This is a genomic window from Streptomyces formicae, assembly GCF_002556545.1.
GTDB lineage: Bacteria > Actinomycetota > Actinomycetes > Streptomycetales > Streptomycetaceae > Streptomyces > Streptomyces formicae_A.
Map to the genome: position 1 here is coordinate 4014370 of NZ_CP022685.1, position 18574 is coordinate 4032943.

Consider the following 18574-nt stretch of genomic DNA (forward strand, 5'->3'; position numbering starts at 1 on the left):
GCCCCAATGTGCCCGTACTCACACCAAGCGGAGGGAACCCTTCCGCACCGCAGGTTGCTCTTTACTCGTACTGGATCAGAACGTACTGGATCAGAAAACGTACTTGGAGCAGCCCGTGACAAGGTCGGTCATAGTCAACCCCCGGCGCCGTGCCCTGCTGGCGGCCACCGCGCTCGCCGCCGTGGGCGCGCTGACCCTCACGGCCTGCGGCGGCGACGCCGACGCCAAGGACGACAAGAAGGGCGGCAGCTCCGCGGCCAAGGGCGCGGACATCACCATCTCGTCGAAGGACGGCGCCACCGACGCCTCGATCAACGCCACCGGCGTGAAGGTCAAGGGCGGCAAGCTGACCAGCGTGAAGATGACCGCCGTGCCGTCCGGCACCGCGGTCGAGGGCACCATCTCGGGCGACGGCGCGAGCTGGAAGCCCAAGTCCCAGCTGGAGCGCGGCACCAAGTACAAGGTCACCGCCAACGCCAAGGACGACAAGGGCAACGCGGCGACCGAGAACGCGACGTTCACCACGGTCTCCTCGGCCAACAGCTTCATCGGCACCTACACGCCCGACGGCGGCGCCAAGGTCGGCGTCGGCATGCCGGTCTCCTTCACCTTCGACAAGGCGATCACGGAGAAGAAGGACGTCCAGTCGCACATCACGGTCAGCTCCAGCAGCGGCCAGAAGGTCGTCGGCCACTGGTTCGGCAACCAGCGCCTCGACTTCCGGCCCCAGGAGTACTGGAAGGCCGGTTCCACGGTCACGATGAAGATCGCCCTGGACGGCGTGAAGGGCGCGAACGGCGCCACCGGCGTGCAGAACAAGACGGTCACCTTCACCATCGGCCGCGCCCAGGTCTCCACCGTCGACGTGCAGGCCAAGAAGATGACGGTCGAGCGCGACGGCAAGGTCATCAAGAGCGTCCCGATCTCCGCGGGCAGCCCCTCGAACCCGACGTACAACGGGCAGATGGTGATCTCCGAGAAGTTCACGCAGACCCGCATGAACGGTGACACGGTCGGGTTCGGCGGCGAGTACGACATCAAGGACGTGCCGCACGCCATGCGCCTGTCGCAGTCCGGCACCTTCATCCACGGCAACTACTGGGGCTCGCCGTCCATCTTCGGCAGCGCCAACACCAGCCACGGCTGCGTCGGCCTCCAGGACGCGCGGGGCGCGGGCGACCCGAGTACGCAGGGCGCCTGGTTCTACAACAACTCGCTGATCGGCGACATCGTGACGGTCAAGGGCTCCCCCGACAAGACCGTCGCCCCGGACAACGGCCTCAACGGCTGGAACATGGACTGGAACCAGTGGACGGCGGGCAGCGCGGTCTGACCCGACCCCACCCCAACTGAGCGAGCCACGTGGGAACTTCCCACGTGGCTCGCACGTTTTCCCGTTCCCGGGCATGATGTCCGACCCAGGGGCTACGGTATGCACTCACCAGGTGACATGCAGCAACGCCGGGAGAAGCCTTGAGCGTTCCGTACGAAACCGCGTACGAGCCACCCGAGTCGCCCGAGCCGCACTCCCCCGAGGAGCATCTCGAGCGACTTCTCGGCCGTGCGCTGAACTCCTTCGACCTGCCGGACGAGGTGATACACCGCCTCGACTCCGCCCTCGCCCACAACAGCTCGCTGCACTCCGCGCACCACAGCGCGGGCCTGCACCGCGAGACGTTCAGACACACCTGGCTGCTCGCCGACGCGACGGTGCTCACGCTCTGGGAGCTCGTCCACAACACCGCGCCGGGGCGCGCCCCGCAGCACGAGATCTACACGGACGAGGAAGAGGCGGGCGTCGCCACCTCGCGCCTGCCGCTGCCGCCCGACGCCGTCGCCTGCGACCGGCCCGTCGTGCTCCAGCTCCCGGCCGAGTCGGGCCCCCGTCACGCGTACGCCCTCGACGACTCCGCCGACCACGCGCGCCGGCTCCTGCGCCGCGCGGAGAACACCGGCGACCGCCCCGGCGACGACGTCGCGCGCCTGCTGCGCGCGGCCTTCGCCCACCAGATCACCCAGGCCTTCGGCCGTCCCTGCCTGGCCGGTGAGGCGCGCCTGTGCTTCTCGCTGTACGAGCACGCGTTCCTGCTCTTCGACGGCGGCGAGGTCAGCCTGTGGGAGGTCGAGCACACGCTCACCCCCGACGGCCACCACCGGTGCGAGGTGTACGACACGGAGGAGGCGGCCCGCGCCGCGATGGAGCGCAGGGCCCGCGAGGGCGCGACACCGGACCGGCCGTAGCCCTCCCGTCAGGCCCTGTCGCCGAACTGCCGGACCAGGCCCGCGAAGGCATCGCGTTCGTCCGTGGTGAGTTCCACGGTCTCCGCGCGCGGCGGGCCCGCCTGGGCCGGGAGCGAGCGGAGCGCCTGGGCCTGACGCCAGACGTCCACGTCGTACCGGTCCCTGCGCAGCACCCGCACCAGGCCGACGGCCCAGACGACGGTCGCCACGGCGAGCACGGCCACGCCTATCTGCTGAACGATCGAGACATCCTGGAACATGCGGCCCAGTAGACAACACGGGACAGGACTTACGACAGGGGGGTTATGGGACTTAGGTCCCCAAGTGACGCAAGTCGCACGCCTCGGACCGCAGCAGGGCCTCAGACCGCGGCAGGAACCTTCTCGGCCACCGGCTCGGCGGCATCAGCCGCCTCCGGCTCCGAAGGCACCTGCTTCCGTGCGCCCTTGAGCAGCACGACCACGACCGTCGAGACGCAGACGCCCGCGGCGATGGCGACCAGGTAGAGCAGCGGCTGGCCGATGAGCGGGACCACGAAGACACCGCCGTGCGGGGCGCGCAGGGTGCAGCCGAACGCCATCGACAGGGCGCCGGTGACCGCGCCGCCCGCCATCGAGGCGGGGATCACGCGCAGCGGGTCGGCCGCGGCGAACGGGATCGCGCCCTCCGTGATGAAGGAGGCGCCGAGGAACCAGGCGGCCTTGCCGTTCTCGCGCTCGGTCCTGGTGAAGAGACGCCCGCGTACGGTCGTGGCCAGGGCCATGGCCAGCGGCGGGACCATGCCCGCCGCCATCGCCGCGGCCATGACCTTGAGGCTGCCGTCCGTCGGGTGCGTGAGGCCGCCGATCGCGAAGGCGTACGCGACCTTGTTCAGCGGGCCGCCGAGGTCGAAGCACATCATCAGGCCGAGGATGACGCCGAGGATGATCGCGTTGGCGCCGGAGAGTCCCTCCAGCCAGTCCGTCAACGCGCTCTGCAGGGAGGCGATCGGCTTGCCCACGACGAGGAACATCAGGAAGCCGACGATCGCCGAGGAGATCAGCGGGATCACCACGACCGGCATGATGCCGCGCAGGACCGCGGGGATCCTGACCCGCTGGATGCCCATCACGACGGCGCCCGCGATCAGACCGGCGGCGAGACCGCCGAGGAAACCGGCGTTGATGGTGACCGCGACGGAGCCGCCGACGAAACCGGGTACGAGGCCGGGCCTGTCCGCCATTCCGTACGCGATGTAACCGGCGAGGACCGGGACCAGGAAGGCGAAGGCGAGGCCGCCGACCTGGAACAGGAGCGCGGCCCAGCTGGTGTGGTCCGTCCAGATGAAGTGCTCGGCGACGGACGGGGCCTTGTCGATCTTCCAGCCGCCGATGGCGAAGCCCAGGGCGATCAGGAGGCCGCCCGCGGCCACGAACGGGACCATGTAGCTGACGCCCGACATCAGCCACTTGCGGAGCTTGGTGCCGTAGCCGTCGCTCTCGTCGCCGGTGCCTTCCACCGGGGTGGGGCCGGTCGGGGCTGTGGTCTCGCCCCTGGCGGCCTTCTCCCGTGCCTCCGCGATGAGTTCGGCGGGGCGGTTGATGCCCGCCTTCACTCCTACGTCGACGGTGGGCTTGCCCGCGAAGCGGGGCTTGTCCCTGACGGGGACGTCGTGGGCGAAGACCACGGCGTCCGCGGCGGCGATGACGGCCGGGTCCAGGCGCGTGAACCCGGCCGAGCCCTGCGTCTCGACCGTGAGTTCCACGCCTGCCTCGCGGGCCGCGTTCTCCAGGGACTCGGCGGCCATGTAGGTGTGGGCGATGCCCGTGGGGCAGGACGTGACGGCGACGATCCTGAACGGCTCGGCCGCGCCGGGGCTCGTGTCATCGTCCTCGTGCTCCGCACCGGGGGCCGTGCCCGCCCGCTCCGCCCCGGCGGAACCACCGGCCACGGCAGGAGCGGGCTCGTCGCCCCGGATCAGCGCCGCCGCCGACTCCGCGTCAGCGACGCCCCGCAGCGCCCCCGTGAACTCCCCGTCCATCAACTGCCGGGCCAGCGACGAGAGAATCGTCAGGTGCGCGTCATCGGCGCCCGCCGGGGCGGCGATCAGGAAGATCAGGTCGGCGGGGCCGTCCGGAGCACCGAAGTCGATGCCACGCTCCGACCTCCCGAACGCCAGGGTCGGCTCGGTGACGTGGGCGCTGCGGCAGTGCGGAATGCCGATGCCGCCGTCGAGCCCGGTCGGCATCTGCGCCTCACGGGCCGCCACGTCGGCGAGAAACCCCTCAAGATCGGTCACCCGGCCGAGCGCCACCATGCGCTCGGCGAGCGAACGGGCCGCGGCTTCCTTGGTTTCCGCGGACAGGTCGAGTTCGAGGTCGACCAGATCCGCCGTGATCATGTCGGTCATCGCGGGCTCCTTCGCACGCGTATCGCCCGGCGGGCGGGGGCTTCTGGGGGGACGGTGGCAGGGGGATCGGTGGCGGGTCGGCTGGTGGCGGGGCAACCGGTGCCGAGGGGGTCCGGGGCGGGGAGGGCGCTGGGGCGACCCGCGACGGGGGCAACAGCCACCGGGTCGCCCGCGACAGGCGGACCGGTGACCGGGGCCCCCGCGACGGTGAGACCGGCGACCTGACAACCGGCGACCGGACCACCCGAGACAGGTGGTGCCCCGGCCGGAGCACCGGCGACCGGATCACCCGCGACAGGCAGACCCTCGACCAGGCCCCCCGCAACAACAGCAAGACCGGCAGCAAGACAACCCGAGGCAGGAGCACCGGCGACGAGACGACCCGCGACCGGCAGGCCGGCGGCCTGGGCACCGGCGACCAGACCACCCGAGACGGGTGGTGCCCCAGCCGGAGCACCAGCGACCAGATCGCCCGCGACAGGCAGGCCCTCGACCAGGGCCCCCGCAACAGCAAGACCGGCAGCAAGACAACCCGGAGCAGGAGCACCGGCGACGAGACGACCCGCGACCGGCAGGCCGGCGGCCTGGGCACCGGTGACCAGACCGCCCGGGGCGCGCAGGCCCCCGGTCGGGAAGCCGACCCGACCGCCCGTGGCAGGCAGACCGGCGACCGGGGCACCGGCGGTGGCCGGGGTCATGTCGCCGGTTCCGTCAGGGGGCGGTTCAGGGGGGCCTCGGACGTGAGCGTGACCTCGTTCGGTGCCAGGTCCGAGGGGGACGGCATCGCGCTGCCCGGGAGCTGGACCGCCGCCGCGCCGTGGGCCACGGCTGAGGCGAGGGCGGTCGGGCCCGTGCCGCCCGCGATCAGGAAACCGGCGAGCGAGGAGTCACCCGCGCCGACGTTGCTGCGCACCACGTCGACCGGAGCGCTCGCGAAGTACGTGCCCGACGCGTCGACCAGGAGCTGGCCGTCGGCGCCGAGGCTGGCGAGTACCGCGCGGGCGCCCCGCTCGCGCAGCTCCTCCGCCGCCTTGACCGCGTCGCCCACGGTGGCGAGCGGGCGGCCCACCGCCTCCGCGAGTTCCTCGGCGTTCGGCTTGACGACGTCGGGCCGCTCCGCGAGCGCGGCGAGCAGCGCGGGGCCCGAGGTGTCCAGGGCGATCCGGGCACCTGCCGCGTGCGCGCGGGCCACCAGATCGGCGTACCAGGAAGGCTTCAGACCGCGCGGCAGACTGCCGCAGCAGGCGATCCAGTCGGCACCGGCCGAGCGCTCGCCCACCGCGGCGAGGAGCGACTCCTGCTCCGCGCCGGAGAGTTCGGGCCCCGGCGCGTTGATCTTCGTGAGCGTGCCGTCCGGCTCGGCGACCGCGATGTTGGACCGGGTCTGCCCGGCGACCGGGACCGGGGCGGCCTCGATGCCCTGCTCGTCGAGGAGCTGGGCGACCAGCGCGCCGGGCGCGCCGCCGAGCGGCAGTACGGCGACCGTCCGCACGCCCGCCGCCGCCACGGCCCGCGAGACGTTGACGCCCTTGCCGCCCGGGTCCATGCGGTCGCCGGTGGCGCGGACGACCTCGCCCCGGTCCAGGGAGGGGACCTCGTAGGTGCGGTCGAGGGAGGGGTTCGGGGTGACGGTGAGGATCATGCGCGTACTACTTCCGTGCCTGCGGCCTCGATGGCCGCGGCGTCGTCGGGGTCGAGGCCGGTGTCGGTGATCAGGAGGTCCACGTCCGCGAGGTCCCCGAAGCGCGCGAAGTGCTCCTGGCCGTGCTTGGCGGAGTCCGCGAGCAGCACCACCCGGCGCGCGGCGGCGACGGCCGCGCGCTTCACGGCGGCCTCCGCGAGGTCGGGGGTGGTGAGCCCGCCCCCGGCGGAGAAGCCGTTGGCGGCGAGGAAGAGGACGTCGGCGCGGATCTCGCCGTACGCGCGCAGGGCCCAGGCGTCGACCGCCGCGCGCGTACGCTGCCTGACCCGGCCCCCGATGAGGTGGAGCTGGATGCCGGGGTGGTCGGCCAGGCGGGCCGCGGTGGGCAGTCCATGGGTGACGACGGTGAGCGTCGACTCCAGCGGGAGCGCGGCGGCGACCCGTGCGACGGTCGACCCGGCGTCGAGGATGACGCTGCCCTCGGCAGGCAGTTCGGCGAGCGCGGCGCGCGCGATGCGGTCCTTCTCGTCGGCGGCCGTGCCCTCGCGCTCGGCGAGGTCGGGCTCGAAGTCGAGCCGCCCCGCCGGTATGGCACCGCCGTGCACCCGGCGCAGCAGTCCCGCCCGGTCGAGCGCCTTCAGGTCGCGCCGGATGGTCTCCGCGGTGACCTGGAACGTCTCGGCGAGGGACAGCACGTCGACCCGCCCGCCGTCGCGCGCGAGCCGCAGGATCTCCTGCTGCCGCTCCGGTGCGTACATGTCCGTTTGCCTCCGCCGCATGCCCGAACGTGTGGTTTCACTCGGAGACTACGGCTGGAATTCCGGAAAGTAAACAGATTCGGGGGCCGATCGGACATGAACGGACTTCCGTCCCGAGGGGAACGCCCCTTGGCCCCGGAGCGCACGAGGACCTACGACCTACGGCCTGCTGCCTGCTGCCTGCTGCCTGCTGCCTTCACGGACCTACGGCCAGGGGAAGTCGTCCAGCGCGCCGAGGCAGCGCACGGCGAGCGCGGCAAGCCCGCCGCCTCCCCCGGCCGGGGCGTCCCCCGCCGCCCAGGACTCGACGGCCACCCGCACCGCCGCGCTGGCCACGCCCGCCGCGAGGCGCAGCTCGGGCGTGGGCTCGGCGGCGGAGACCCGCTCCATCAGGAGCGCGAGCAGCGTCTCCTCCGAGGCGTGGCACGCGTCCGCCCACACCGCGCGCAGCGCCGCGCTCTCCCGCGCCATGCGCAGCAGGGACCGCACCCAGTCCAGGGAGGCCACCGCCGCCGCGTCCTCCGCGGCGAGCGCGTCCGTCACCGCGTGGCGCAGCGCCTCGGGGACCGAGAGCCCCTCGGGGGCGCGGCGCACCGCCTCGGCCCACTGCTGCGCGCCCGCGGCGAAGAGCGGCGCGACGGCTTCTTCCTTGGTCGCGAAGTAGCGGTAGAAGGTGCGCGGCGCGACGCCCGCGGCCCGCGCGACGTCCTCGGCCCGGGTGGCGCGCAGCCCGTCCGCGACGAAGAGCGACGCCGCCGTGCGCGCGATGTCCAGGCGGGTCTCGTTCTTGCGTCGCTCCGTCAGCGAACGTGCAGCCATGCCAGGCAGGTTATGTCAGCCCTCGCGGCGAGTTGTGCCGGCCCTCGCGCGGGCCGTTCCGGCCTCCGCGCGGGGGCCAGGAGGCACGTACTGCCTGTATGGCAGAATCTGCCACCGTAAGGCGCGGTGCGAGACGCGGTGCGAGCACACGAGCTGGCAGCAGCGCGCGGCCGCGCACGCGGTGCGAGCAAGAGGTGGCAAACAGCGGTGCGTCGTCGGCAGTTCCTTCTCCACACGGCCGGTCTCACCGGCGCCACCGCACTCGGCGCCGCCGGTCTCAGTGCCTGTTCCGCGGAGACGGACACCCCTCTCAAACTCCTCGTCGCCAGTTACGACGAGAGCGTGGGCTCCTCCATCGGCGACCAGTGGGGCAGCGTCATCGACGCGTTCGAGAAGGCCCACCCGGACATCAAGGTCGCCCTCGAACGCATCCCGTTCGGCAAGCTCGACCAGACCCTCGCCCGGCGCGTGAAGGACGGCGACGCGCCCGACATCGCGCAGTCCAACTTCTTCGCGCCCTACGCCGAGGACGGCAAGCTCTACGGCGCGTCCGACCTCTTCGACGTACGCACCGAGGGCGACTTCATCCGCTCCTACGCGGAGGCGGGCATGGTCAGCCGCGTCCAGTACGGCATGCCGTTCCTCGCCAGCACGCCCCGGCTCTTCTACAACAAGGCCCTGTTCAAGCAGGCCCGCGTCAAGGCGCCCCGCTCCTGGGCCGAACTGCACGACGCGGCGCGGGCGTTGAAGGGCATCGGCGTGGAGACCCCCTACGGCCTCCAGCTCGGCCCCGAGGCCGCGGAGGACGAGGCGCTCGCCTGGCTGCTCGCGGACGGCGGCAGCTACTCCGGCCTCACCGGCTACGACTTCGCCAACCCCGGCAACATCGAGACCTTCACCTGGCTGCGCGACAACCTCGTCGCACAGGGCCTCGCGGGCGCGAACCCGGCGACGCTGACGAGGACCGACGCGTACGCCCAGTTCCTGCGCGGCAAGATCGGCATGATGATCGCGCACCCGGTCCTGATGGGCGCGGCCGACAAGGCCAAGTTCCCCTACGCACACGCCCCGTTCCCCAAGAAGCTCGGGGGCGCGGCGCCGCCCGTGGGGCTCAACGACTGGCTGATGGCGTTCAAGCGGAACGGGCGGCGCGAGCAGTGCGGGACGTTCATGAGCTTCCTGTACGGCCGCAAGACCGCGATGGCGTACGGCGGCGGGCAGTCGGCGCTGCCCGTCACCAGCTCGGCGTCCGACGCGCTGCGCAAGGACCCGAGGCAGCGGCCGATGTGGGACTTCATCGACCAGATGCCGCAGGCGCAGTTCCAGCCGACGAACCTCGGGTCGTGGCCCGAGGTGCGGGGGGCCGTCCGCAAGCGGATCGGCGCGGCGGTGGCCAAGGGGGGTAATCCCAAGGCGGTTCTGGAGGGGCTGGACTCGGCGGCGGTGCAGGCGGAGCTTTAGCGCTCCGCTGGGTTGGGCGGTCCTTTTCTGCGGGTCCGGTGGGGGCTGGGCGCGCAGTTCCCCGCGCCCCTTACGGGGCTCGTCCGGCCCGCGGCCCCGTGACGGGCGCGGGCCAGATGTTTTGCAGCCGGTCGGTCAGGCGGTCAACGCCGGTTCGCGGTCCTGGAGTTCGTTCGGCTCGGCGGTCTCGGCCTCCACGTGCTGGCGGGGCTTGGCCGGGAGGGCGAACATCAGGAGGAAGATGACGGCGAGTACGCCGGTCACCCACCACAGCGCGTTCTGGAAGCCGTCCACGAACTCCAGGGGAATCCGCTGCGGCGCGACCCGCTCGTCGATCACTCCGAAGAAGACCACCGAGACCAGGCCGAGGCCGAGCGCGGTGCCCATCTGCTGCACGGTGTTGATGAGGCCGGAGGCCGAACCCGCGTGCTCCTTCGGGACGTTCGAGAGGACGGCGTCCGTCAGCGGGGCGACGATCAGGCCCATGCCGAGACCCATCACGGTCAGCGGCAGCGCCATCTGCCAGGACGTGATGTCCGCGCCGTAGCGGCCGGCCTCCCAGAGGTAGATCAGCACGCCCGCGGCCATCGTGAGGGCGCCCGTCTGCAACACCTTGCGGCCGAAGCGGGGCACGAACTTCTGTACGGAGAGACCGGCGGCCACCGAGACGGCGATCGAGAACGGCACACCGGTCAGGCCCGCGCGCAGCGCCGACCAGCCGAGGCCGACCTGCATGTAGAGCGTCCAGACCAGGAAGAAGATGCCCATCGCGACGCCGAACACGGTCTGCACCGCGATGCCCGCGGCGAAGCTCTTCACCTTGAACAGCGACAGCTCCACGAGCGGCGAGCCGTCCTTCGCGGCCTTCGCCTTCTCGTACGCGACGAGGGCACCGAAGACGACGACGGAGCCCGCCATCATCACGTAACCCCACACCGGCCAGCCCAGCTCCCGGCCGCGGGTGAGCGGGTAGAGCATCATCAGCAGGCCGAGCGTGACCAGGACGACGCCGACCAGGTCGAGCTTGAGGGCCTTCGGCGCCTTGGACTCGGTGATGAACTTGCGTCCGAGGATGATGCCCGCGATGCCGACCGGCAGGTTGATGAGGAAGATCGGCCGCCATTCGAGGCCGAGGATGTTCCACTCGGTGAGCAGCGCGCCGAGCAGCGGTCCGGAGACCGCGCCGAGGCCGACGATCATGCCGAAGAGCCCGAAGACCTTGCCGCGCTCGTGCGCGGGGAACGTGGCGTGCACGATCGAGAGCACCTGCGGCACCATCAGCGCGGCCATGGCGCCCTGGAGGATGCGCGAGGCGACCAGCATCTCCGGGTTGGCCGCGAAGCCGCAGAGCGCGGAGGCGACGGTGAAGCCCGTGATGCCTATCAGGAACAGGCGCTTGCGGCCGTGGATGTCGCCGAGCCGCCCGCCCGTGATCAGACCGGCGGCGAAGGCCAGGGTGTAGCCCGCGGTGATCCACTGGATCTGGCTGAAGGTGGCGCCCGCGTCGCGCTGGATCGACGGGATCGCGATGTTCACGATCGTGACGTCGACCAGGTCCATGAAGGCGGCGGTCATCACGATGGCCAGCGCGAACCAGCGTCGCCGGTCACCGGCGGGTGCGGGTTCCCCGGCGGGTGCCGGTGTCCCGTCGGGTGCCGGTGTCCCGTCGGGTGCCGGTTCCCCGGGGGTGGAGAGGGTGCTCGGTGAAGTCATGCCACAAGGCTAGAAGGCATATAGGCCAGTACATGACCTAGTTGTCCGGCACTCTGGTCGCATGACGACGGACGGCGACAACGAGGGGGTGGTCGGCTCATGACGGCGGACGGTACGGCGGCGGGTACCGACACCCCCGCCCGGCTCTTCCAGCTCCTCTCCCTCCTCCAGACGCCCCGCGAGTGGCCGGGGGCCGAGCTCTCCGAACGGCTCGGCGTCAGCAGGCGCACCGTACGGCGCGACATCGACCGGCTCCGGGACCTCGGCTATCCGGTGCGGGCCAGCCAGGGGGCGGCGGGCGGCTACCGGCTCGTCGCGGGCAAGGCGATGCCGCCGCTGGTCCTCGACGACGAGGAGGCGGTGGCGATCGCGGTGGGGCTGCGGGCCGGGGCCGGGCACGCGGTGGAGGGCGTCGAGGAGGCATCGGTACGGGCGCTCGCCAAACTGGAACAGGTCCTGCCCGCGCGCCTGCGCCACCGGGTCTCGGCGTTGCAGATCGCCACGACGCCGCTGACCAGCGGGGACGGGGCGAGCATCGCGCCGGAGACGCTGACGGTGATGGCGTCGGCCGCGGCGGGCCACGAGCGCCTCCGGTTCGCCTACCGCGCGGGCGACGGCACGGAGTCGCGCCGCCTGACCGAGCCGTACCGCCTGGTCTCGACCGGGCGGCGCTGGTACCTCGTGGCGTTCGACATCGACCGCGAGGACTGGCGCACCTTCCGGGTCGACCGGGTATCCGACCCGTTCGCGACGGGGGCGCGGTTCGTACCGCGGGAGCTGCCCGCGGGGGATGCGGCGGAGTTCATCAGGGAGTCGATGTGGCGGGGCCGCCAGACATACGACGTGGACGTGACGTTCGCGGCGCCCGCGGTGTTCGTCGCGGCGCGGTTGCCGGCGGTGCTCGGCCCTCTCGATACGGTCGACGACACCACCTGCCGCCTGCGATGCACGGCGTCCGACTCCATCGAGTGGCTGGCGATCCGCCTCGCGCTCACGGACTGTGAGTTCACGGTGCGGGGTCCTGCGGAGCTGGTGGCGTGTCTGTCGGAGATGGCGGGGCGGATGGCGCGGTCCACGGGGTGACGGGGCACGGGGGCCTCGGCACGGCCACCGCGATGCCCACCGGGGCGAGGCTCGCAGACCACCCCGCGGGAAGTACACGGACCCCGGCGCCGGGGGGGGGCAGCCCCGGGGTCCAGTCACAGGGGCCCGTTCAAGGCCGGCCGCCTAGGCCGCCGCGTCGAACCCCGTATCCCGCGCCAACTTCTTCAGCTCGAGCAGCGCGTGCTTCTCGATCTGCCGAATCCGCTCGCGGGTGAGGCCATGCTCCTTGCCGACCTCCGTCAGCGTCCGCTCCCGGCCGTCCACGATGCCGTACCGCATCTTGATGATGGAGGCCGTGCGCTGGTCGAGGCGGCCGATCAGGCCGTCGAGCTCCTCGCTGCGCAGCAGCGAGAGGACGGACTGCTCGGGCGAGACGGCCGAGGTGTCCTCCAGGAGGTCACCGAACTGCGTGTCGCCGTCGTCGTCCACGCCCATGTTGAGCGAGACGGGGTCGCGCGCCCAGTCCAGGACGTCGACGACGCGCTCGGGCGTCGAGGACAGCTCCTTGGCGATCTCCGCGGGCTCCGGCTCCCGCCCGTTCTCCCGGTTGAACTCGCGCTGGACGCGGCGGATCCGGCCCAGCTCCTCGACCAGGTGGACGGGGAGGCGGATGGTGCGCGACTGGTCGGCTATGGACCGCGTGATGGCCTGGCGGATCCACCACGTGGCGTACGTGGAGAACTTGAAGCCCTTGGCGTAGTCGAACTTCTCGACCGCGCGCACCAGGCCCGCGTTCCCCTCCTGGATGAGGTCGAGCAGCGGGAGGCCGCTGCGCGGATAGCGGCGGGCGACCGCGACGACGAGGCGGAGGTTCGAGCGGATGAAGACGTCCTTGGCCCGCTCACCGTCGGCGACGAGGGCTTCGAGCTCCTCGCGGTCCGCGGTGACCTTGCTGTCCTCGACCTCGCCGTCGAGGATCTTCCGGGCGTACACACCCGCCTCGATGATCTGGGACAGCTCGACTTCCTTGGCGGCGTCGAGAAGCGGCGTACGCGCGATCTCGTCGAGGTACATGCCGACCAGGTCGCGGTCGGCGATCTCCCCGCCTACGGCGCGAACACTGCGTGCCGCGTCGGTCTCGCCGGAGGCGGACTTACGACGGGCGACGGCACGGGTTGCCATGCGTGCTCCCTTGCGATGAGTGCGGTCTGGTCGGCCCATTTCTGGGTCCTCTGTGGTGGATGGCACACCCTCGGGTGCCCTGCATCCGATGGAAACAACGACTGGAATCCGGACAGAATTCCCAAGCCGCCCATCTTTTTTCCTGGCGTTGCAGTACCCTGTGCCGCCACAAGGGGAGGCAGGATGCCGTCGGTACCGGAAGAGGTGCAGGTCAGGCCGGGAGTCGAGGCCGATCTCAAGGCCCTCACGGACATCTACAACCACTACGTACGTGAGACGGCCGTCACCTTTGACACCGTCGCCTTCCTGCCGGAAGAGCGCCGCCCTTGGCTGCTCTCCCACCTCAAAGACGGCCCCCACCGCTTGATGGTTGCCCGGGAGCGGGATTCGGCCGCCCGTCCCGGCCGGCTGCTGGGGTACGCCACCAGTAGCCCTTTCCGGCCCAAGCCCGCCTACTCCACCTCGGTGGAAGTGAGTGTCTACTGCGCGCCCGACGCGGCGGGCCGTGGCATTGGGACGCTGCTCTACAAGGCCCTCTTCGAGGCCCTCGCCGACGAGGACCTGCATCGCGCGTACGCGGGCGTGGCGCAGCCGAACGAGGCGTCGGTGCGGCTGCACGAGCGCTTCGGCTTCCGGCACGTGGGGACGTACGGGGAAGTGGGCAGGAAGTTCGGCCGGTACTGGGACGTCGCCTGGTACGAACTGCCCCTCGGCCCCGGCCCCCACCCCGACGCCGAGGCCGACCTCGACCCCGGTCCAGGACCCCGGGCCTAGGTCCCGGGCGCCCGCGGCCTGGTCCCCCGGCCCGATACGCGCCGGGCCCCCGCGGACTTAGCGTCCCCCCATGCGTGACACCACAGGCACCCTCGACGAAGCCCTCCAGCGGCTGCACTCCGCCGGTCCCGAGCGGCTCGGGCGGCTCACCAACCACGCGCCGATGGCCGTCGAGGCGCTCGCCGCGCGCGGGCGGTCCGGGGCGGTCCACCGGTGGCTCGATCTCTACGCCCCGAAGCTGGAGGAGTTTCCGGCCCGCGTCGAGCCGGTCACCGACGCGGACTGGCGCGCCGCGCTCGGTGACCCGCGCAGGGCCGCCGACTGGATCGACTACTTCGTACGCCGTATCGCCGATGCCTCCGACGAGGCGCGGCCCTGGCGCGAGGTGCTCGCCGAGTGGTGGCCCCGGCTGCTGCCGGGGATGTACGGCGGCTCGACGCATCCGGTGATCCGGGTGGGGCACGCCGTCCGCACCCTCGAAGCGGGCGGGGTGACCGAGCCGCGGCTCACCGAGCTCGCGCACGGCCTCGGCTACTGGGCGGCGCGGCACAGCACCGTCTCCGGTGTCGCCCTCGTGCCGGGTGCCGTCGCGGCGGCGGACGCGCTGGACGCGGTGCCGCCGATCGCCGACCGGACGGAGGGCGGCTTTCCCGCCCGGCTCGGCCGGGTCGAGGCGCTGCCGGTGTGGGCGGCGTCGGTGGAGGAGCCGGAGGAGGCGCGGCGCGCGCTGACCGAGCTGGTGCGGGCGGCGACGCATCGGTATGCGACGCACGGGCACGGGGAGCCCACGATGCTGGTGCACGCGGCTACGGCGCCCAACGCCGTGCTGCGTGCGCTGCCCGCGTTGCCCCGGGCGCTGTGGGTGCCCAGCCTGCGGGCGGCTTGGACCGCGTCTGCGGCGGTCACCGCGATGTACGCGCCGGATGCTCCTGTCGCGTACGTGGCGCCCGGTGGCCTCGGTGCGGAGGAGGTCTTCGAGCGGGCGCTCGCGCATGGGGACGAGCATGTCATCAAGTTGGCGGATACGGCGTTGGACGTCGGGGGTGAGGGGGGCTTGGCGGCTGCGTTGCGTGCGGTTGCACTGAGCGTGCCGCTTGAGTGAGTGTCTGCGGGCCGCAGGGGGCGGGTCGCGCAGTTCCCCGCGCCCCTAAAAACCCGCCCCCTCGCGCGCCCCGTGTGCGGCCGAGCGCGAGTTCCCCGCGCCCCAAAACCCCGCCCCCCGCGCGCCCCGCATGTGGCTGAGCGCGCAGTTCCTCGCGCCCCTTTCGGGCGCCCCCGGCCGCCTTGCCGTGCGGCTGCGCTGCGCGTGCTGTAGGGGTGGAGGCTCTTTGGCTGCGGGCCGCAGGGGGCTGGTCGCGCAGTTCCCCGCGCCCCCAAAAACCCGCCCCCTCGCGCGCCCCGCGTACGGCTGAGCGCGAGTTCCCCGCGCCCCTAAAAACCCGCCCCCTCGCGCGCCCCGCATGTGGCTGAGCGCGCAGTTCCTCGCGCCCCTTACGGGGCGGAGCCCCTCAGCCGAGCTGCACCGACCTCTTTGCCAAGCCCATCCAGAAGCCGTCGATCACGCTTCGTTGGGTGGTCAGGTCGCCCGTTGCGTCTGCTGTGCCCAGGGTGACGAAGAGGGGGGCGAAGTGTTCCGTGCGGGGGTGGGCCAGGTGGCCTGCCGGGGATTTGTGGGTGAAGTCGAGGAGTGCGTCCACGTTGCCCGACTCCAGGGCCTCGTGGCCCCACGCGTCGAACTCCGACGACCACGCGGGGATGCCGCCCTGGCGCAGCGCGGCCAGGTTGTGCGTGAAGAAGCCGCTGCCGACGATCAGCACGCCCTCGTCGCGCAGCGGCGCCAGCTTGCGGCCGATGTCCATGAGGCGGCGCGGGTCGAGGGTCGGCAGGGAGATCTGGAGGACGGGGATGTCGGCGTCCGGGTACATCTCCACGAGCGGGACGTACGCGCCGTGGTCGAGGCCGCGGTCCGGCACGTCCTGCACGGGCGTGCCGGGGGCGCGCAGCAACGCGCGTACGGAGGCGGCCAGTTCCGGTGCGCCCGGCGCCGCGTACGTCACCTCGTAGTAGTGCTCGGGGAAGCCCCAGAAGTCGTACACCAGCGGCAGCGTCTCGGTGGCGCCGAGGGCCAGCGGGGCCTCTTCCCAGTGCGCGGAGACCATGAGGATCGCCCGGGGGCGCGGCAGCTCCGCGGACCAGGCGGCGAGCTCGCCGGGCCAGAGCGGGTCGTCGGCGAGCGGCGGGGCGCCGTGGCTGAGGTACAGGGCGGGCATGCGGGTCGTCGTCATCACGCACCTCCGGGGGGGCGACCAAGATCTCGTAGGAAATACGCCTACGAAGCACTGGATACTTGAACTCTCAAGCTCTACGGTCCCAGCGTACGCATGGTTTGTTCAAGATTCAAGGAAGGGCCTCGTACAGTGGAGTACATGGATATGGCACCCACTCCGCCCCCGGCCGAAGAGCCGCGCTGGCTGGACGGCGACGAGCAGCGCGTTTGGCGGGTCTACCTACAGGCGACCACTCTCCTCGACGACCACCTCGATCGCCAGCTACAGCGCGACGCGGGCATGCCGCACGTGTACTACGGCCTATTGGTCCAGTTGTCCGACGCCCCCAGGCGACGGCTCCGGATGACCGAATTGGCCAAGAAGATGAAGATCACCAGGTCCCGGCTCTCCCACGCGATCGCCCGCCTGGAGAAGAGCGGGTGGGTGCGCCGCGAGGACTGCCCCTCCGACAAGCGCGGGCAGCTCGCGATCCTCACGGACGAGGGCTTCGACGTCCTGCGCAGGACCGCGCCGGGACACGTCAGCGCCGTCCGGCAGGCGCTGTTCGACCGGCTCACCCCGGAACAGCAGAAGTCCCTCGGCGAGATCATGACGATCGTCGCCGAGGGACTTCAGCCTCAGGAGGCCGGGGCGGACCTCCCCTGGCTCCGTTAGGCGGGCTTGCGAGCGGGATGACGAACGGGCTTGCGCCTGTCGCGCGCGGGCCCGGTCAGTGGGCCATCACCGGCACCTTCAGCTCGTCCTCCACGCCGTCCTCGGAACCGGCGGAGGCCGAAGTGCCGCCTTGGGCGCCGGTGTTGATGAACGTCGCCGCGATCAGCGCGGAGACCGCCAGGATGCCGACCGCCCACCAGATGGCGCTGGTGTAGCCCTCGACCATGGCCTGCGCCTGGAGGAGCTTGGGGTTGGTGGCGCCCAGCGCCGCGTGGTCCGTGAGGTACGCGGTGGTCGCGGAGGCGGCGATGGTGTTCAGGAGGGCGGTGCCGATGGCGCCGCCGACCTGCTGCGAGGTGTTGACCATCGCGGAGGCGACGCCCGCGTCACGGGCCTCGACGCCGTGCGTGGCCAGGGACATGGCGGGCATGAACGCCGTACCCATGCCGAGGCCCAGCATCAGCTGCGCGGGCATGATCAGACCGGCGTACGAGGAGCCGATCTCCAGCTGCGTCAGGAGCAGCATGCCGAGGGCGGCGAGCAGGAAGCCCGGGGCCATCAGCAGGCGCGGCGGGACGCGGGTCATCAGGCGGGCGCCGATCTGCGTGGAGCCCGTGATCATGCCGACGATCATCGGCAGGAACGCGAAGCCGGTCTTGACCGGCGAGTAGCCCTTCACGATCTGCAGGTAGTACGTGAGGAACAGGAACAGGCCGAACATCGCGATGACCGCGAGGCCGAGCGACATGTAGACGCCACCGCGGTTGCGCTCGGTCAGGACGCGCAGCGGGAGCAGCGGCGACTTGACCTTGGCCTCGGTGAGGACGAACGCGGCGAGCAGCACGGCGGACGCGACGAACATCGTGATCGTCACGGAGTCCGACCAGCCCGCGGACTCGGCGCGGGTGAAGCCGTAGACGAGCGCGACCAGACCCAGGGTGGACAGGACCACGCCGGGGATGTCGAGCGGCGAGCGGTTGCGGCCGCCGGCCGGCTCACGGATGACGAAGTACGCGCCGAGGGCGGCGACCACCGCGAACGGGATGTTCACGAAGAAGGTCCAGCGCCAGTTCAGGTACTCGGTGAGGAAGCCGCCGAGGATCAGGCCCACGGCACCGCCACCACCGGCGATCGCGCCGTAGATGCCGAACGCCTTGGCGCGCTCCTTGGCGTCGGTGAACATCACCGCGAGCAGCGAGAGGGCGGCGGGCGCGAGCAGCGCGCCGAACACGCCCTGGAGGGCGCGGGCGCCCAGCATCATGGCTTCGCCGGTCGCGGCGCCGCCGAGCGCGGAGGCCGCGGCGAAGCCGATGAGGCCGGTCACGAAGGTGCGCTTGCGGCCCCACAGGTCGGCGATGCGGCCGCCGAAGAGCAGCAGACCGCCGAAGGCGAGCGCGTAGGCCGTGATGACCCACTGGCGGTTGCCGTCGGATATGCCGAGGTCCTGCTGCGCCGAGGGCAGCGCGATGTTCACGATGGTGGCGTCGAGGACGACCATCAGCTGGGCGAGCGCGATGAAGATCAGCGCTTTCCAGCGGTTGGAGTCGGATCCCGTACCGGGCCCTGAGCCCGGCTTGAGAGCTGTTTCAGACATGGATGTGCCCACCTA

The 18574-nt window shown here is 71.7% G+C and carries 16 protein-coding genes; 7 read left to right on the forward strand and 9 right to left on the reverse strand.

Translation table 11 applies throughout. The annotated features are described in order from the left end of the window. Positions 1-115: 115 nt before the first annotated feature. On the forward strand, positions 116-1333 hold the full coding sequence (locus KY5_RS17190) for a L,D-transpeptidase (RefSeq protein ID WP_234362757.1): 1218 nt from the start codon (positions 116-118) through the stop codon (positions 1331-1333). A 140-nt stretch (positions 1334-1473) separates the two neighbouring features. After that, a complete protein-coding gene (locus tag KY5_RS17195; protein WP_098243082.1) occupies positions 1474-2241 on the forward strand; it encodes a DUF6227 family protein in 768 nt (255 codons plus the stop codon). An 8-nt stretch (positions 2242-2249) separates the two neighbouring features. Here KY5_RS17195 and KY5_RS17200 read toward each other — a convergent pair whose 3' ends face one another. The 5 genes from KY5_RS17200 to KY5_RS17220 all read right to left on the reverse strand — a co-directional run bounded on the left by KY5_RS17200 (position 2250) and on the right by KY5_RS17220 (position 7849). Further along, positions 2250-2501 carry a hypothetical protein gene (locus KY5_RS17200; RefSeq protein ID WP_098243083.1) on the reverse strand — a complete coding sequence of 84 codons (252 nt, stop codon included), beginning with the start codon at positions 2499-2501 and terminating at the stop codon, positions 2250-2252. Positions 2502-2602: 101 nt separating this feature from the next. Next, entirely contained in the window at positions 2603-4630 is a 2028-nt protein-coding gene (locus KY5_RS17205) for a PTS fructose transporter subunit IIABC (RefSeq protein WP_098243084.1), read from the reverse strand. A gap of 694 nt (positions 4631-5324) precedes the next feature. Continuing rightward, positions 5325-6272 (reverse strand): 1-phosphofructokinase, encoded by a 948-nt coding sequence (gene pfkB / locus KY5_RS17210; RefSeq protein ID WP_098243085.1) that lies wholly within the window; start codon positions 6270-6272, stop codon positions 5325-5327. Beyond that, on the reverse strand, positions 6269-7030 hold the full coding sequence (locus tag KY5_RS17215) for a DeoR/GlpR family DNA-binding transcription regulator (RefSeq protein WP_098243086.1): 762 nt from the start codon (positions 7028-7030) through the stop codon (positions 6269-6271). The genes pfkB and KY5_RS17215 overlap by 4 nt, the downstream gene beginning before the upstream one ends. Positions 7031-7234: 204 nt before the next feature. Beyond that, positions 7235-7849: a TetR/AcrR family transcriptional regulator gene (locus KY5_RS17220; protein ID WP_199843114.1), complete on the reverse strand. Its 615-nt coding sequence runs from the start codon at positions 7847-7849 to the stop codon at positions 7235-7237. A gap of 207 nt (positions 7850-8056) precedes the next feature. Here KY5_RS17220 and KY5_RS17225 point away from each other — a divergent pair, with 207 nt between their 5' ends. Continuing rightward, complete coding sequence (locus tag KY5_RS17225; protein WP_098243087.1) at positions 8057-9310, forward strand: ABC transporter substrate-binding protein; 1254 nt, start codon at positions 8057-8059, stop codon at positions 9308-9310. A gap of 135 nt (positions 9311-9445) precedes the next feature. Here the strand turns inward: KY5_RS17225 and KY5_RS17230 are convergent, their stop codons facing one another. After that, a complete protein-coding gene (locus KY5_RS17230; protein WP_098243088.1) occupies positions 9446-11023 on the reverse strand; it encodes an MFS transporter in 1578 nt (525 codons plus the stop codon). A 99-nt stretch (positions 11024-11122) separates the two neighbouring features. Between KY5_RS17230 and KY5_RS17235 the strand changes: the two genes are divergently transcribed. After that, entirely contained in the window at positions 11123-12106 is a 984-nt protein-coding gene (locus KY5_RS17235) for a helix-turn-helix transcriptional regulator (protein ID WP_098243089.1), read from the forward strand. Between the two features lie 144 nt (positions 12107-12250). On the opposite strand, the gene KY5_RS17240 is transcribed toward KY5_RS17235, so the two are convergent. Then, on the reverse strand, positions 12251-13249 hold the full coding sequence (locus KY5_RS17240; RefSeq protein WP_098243090.1) for a sigma-70 family RNA polymerase sigma factor: 999 nt from the start codon (positions 13247-13249) through the stop codon (positions 12251-12253). Between the two features lie 183 nt (positions 13250-13432). Between KY5_RS17240 and KY5_RS17245 the strand changes: the two genes are divergently transcribed. Both KY5_RS17245 and KY5_RS17250 read left to right on the forward strand, forming a co-directional pair. Further along, positions 13433-14023 carry a GNAT family N-acetyltransferase gene (locus KY5_RS17245; protein ID WP_098243091.1) on the forward strand — a complete coding sequence of 197 codons (591 nt, stop codon included), beginning with the start codon at positions 13433-13435 and terminating at the stop codon, positions 14021-14023. A 70-nt stretch (positions 14024-14093) separates the two neighbouring features. Next, complete coding sequence (locus tag KY5_RS17250) at positions 14094-15125, forward strand: questin oxidase family protein (RefSeq protein WP_098243092.1); 1032 nt, start codon at positions 14094-14096, stop codon at positions 15123-15125. Positions 15126-15531: 406 nt separating this feature from the next. Here the strand turns inward: KY5_RS17250 and KY5_RS17255 are convergent, their stop codons facing one another. Next, entirely contained in the window at positions 15532-16308 is a 777-nt protein-coding gene (locus tag KY5_RS17255) for a dioxygenase (RefSeq protein ID WP_199843116.1), read from the reverse strand. Positions 16309-16449: 141 nt separating this feature from the next. Here KY5_RS17255 and KY5_RS17260 point away from each other — a divergent pair, with 141 nt between their 5' ends. Beyond that, a complete protein-coding gene (locus KY5_RS17260; protein WP_098247311.1) occupies positions 16450-16965 on the forward strand; it encodes a MarR family winged helix-turn-helix transcriptional regulator in 516 nt (171 codons plus the stop codon). Between the two features lie 55 nt (positions 16966-17020). On the opposite strand, the gene KY5_RS17265 is transcribed toward KY5_RS17260, so the two are convergent. Next, on the reverse strand, positions 17021-18559 hold the full coding sequence (locus tag KY5_RS17265; RefSeq protein WP_098243093.1) for an MFS transporter: 1539 nt from the start codon (positions 18557-18559) through the stop codon (positions 17021-17023). Positions 18560-18574: the final 15 nt, after the last annotated feature.

Coding starts and splice junctions, on each gene's coding strand:
- KY5_RS17200 (WP_098243083.1), bottom strand. CDS start 2,501: ATGTTCCAGGATGTCTCGATCGTTCAGCAGATAGGCGTGGCCGTGCTC.
- KY5_RS17205 (WP_098243084.1), bottom strand. CDS start 4,630: ATGACCGACATGATCACGGCGGATCTGGTCGACCTCGAACTCGACCTG.
- pfkB (WP_098243085.1), bottom strand. CDS start 6,272: ATGATCCTCACCGTCACCCCGAACCCCTCCCTCGACCGCACCTACGAG.
- KY5_RS17215 (WP_098243086.1), bottom strand. CDS start 7,030: ATGTACGCACCGGAGCGGCAGCAGGAGATCCTGCGGCTCGCGCGCGAC.
- KY5_RS17220 (WP_199843114.1), bottom strand. CDS start 7,849: ATGGCTGCACGTTCGCTGACGGAGCGACGCAAGAACGAGACCCGCCTG.
- KY5_RS17230 (WP_098243088.1), bottom strand. CDS start 11,023: ATGACTTCACCGAGCACCCTCTCCACCCCCGGGGAACCGGCACCCGAC.
- KY5_RS17235 (WP_098243089.1), top strand. CDS start 11,123: ATGACGGCGGACGGTACGGCGGCGGGTACCGACACCCCCGCCCGGCTC.
- KY5_RS17240 (WP_098243090.1), bottom strand. CDS start 13,249: ATGGCAACCCGTGCCGTCGCCCGTCGTAAGTCCGCCTCCGGCGAGACC.
- KY5_RS17245 (WP_098243091.1), top strand. CDS start 13,433: ATGCCGTCGGTACCGGAAGAGGTGCAGGTCAGGCCGGGAGTCGAGGCC.
- KY5_RS17250 (WP_098243092.1), top strand. CDS start 14,094: ATGCGTGACACCACAGGCACCCTCGACGAAGCCCTCCAGCGGCTGCAC.
- KY5_RS17255 (WP_199843116.1), bottom strand. CDS start 16,308: ATGACGACGACCCGCATGCCCGCCCTGTACCTCAGCCACGGCGCCCCG.
- KY5_RS17260 (WP_098247311.1), top strand. CDS start 16,450: ATGGATATGGCACCCACTCCGCCCCCGGCCGAAGAGCCGCGCTGGCTG.
- KY5_RS17265 (WP_098243093.1), bottom strand. CDS start 18,559: ATGTCTGAAACAGCTCTCAAGCCGGGCTCAGGGCCCGGTACGGGATCC.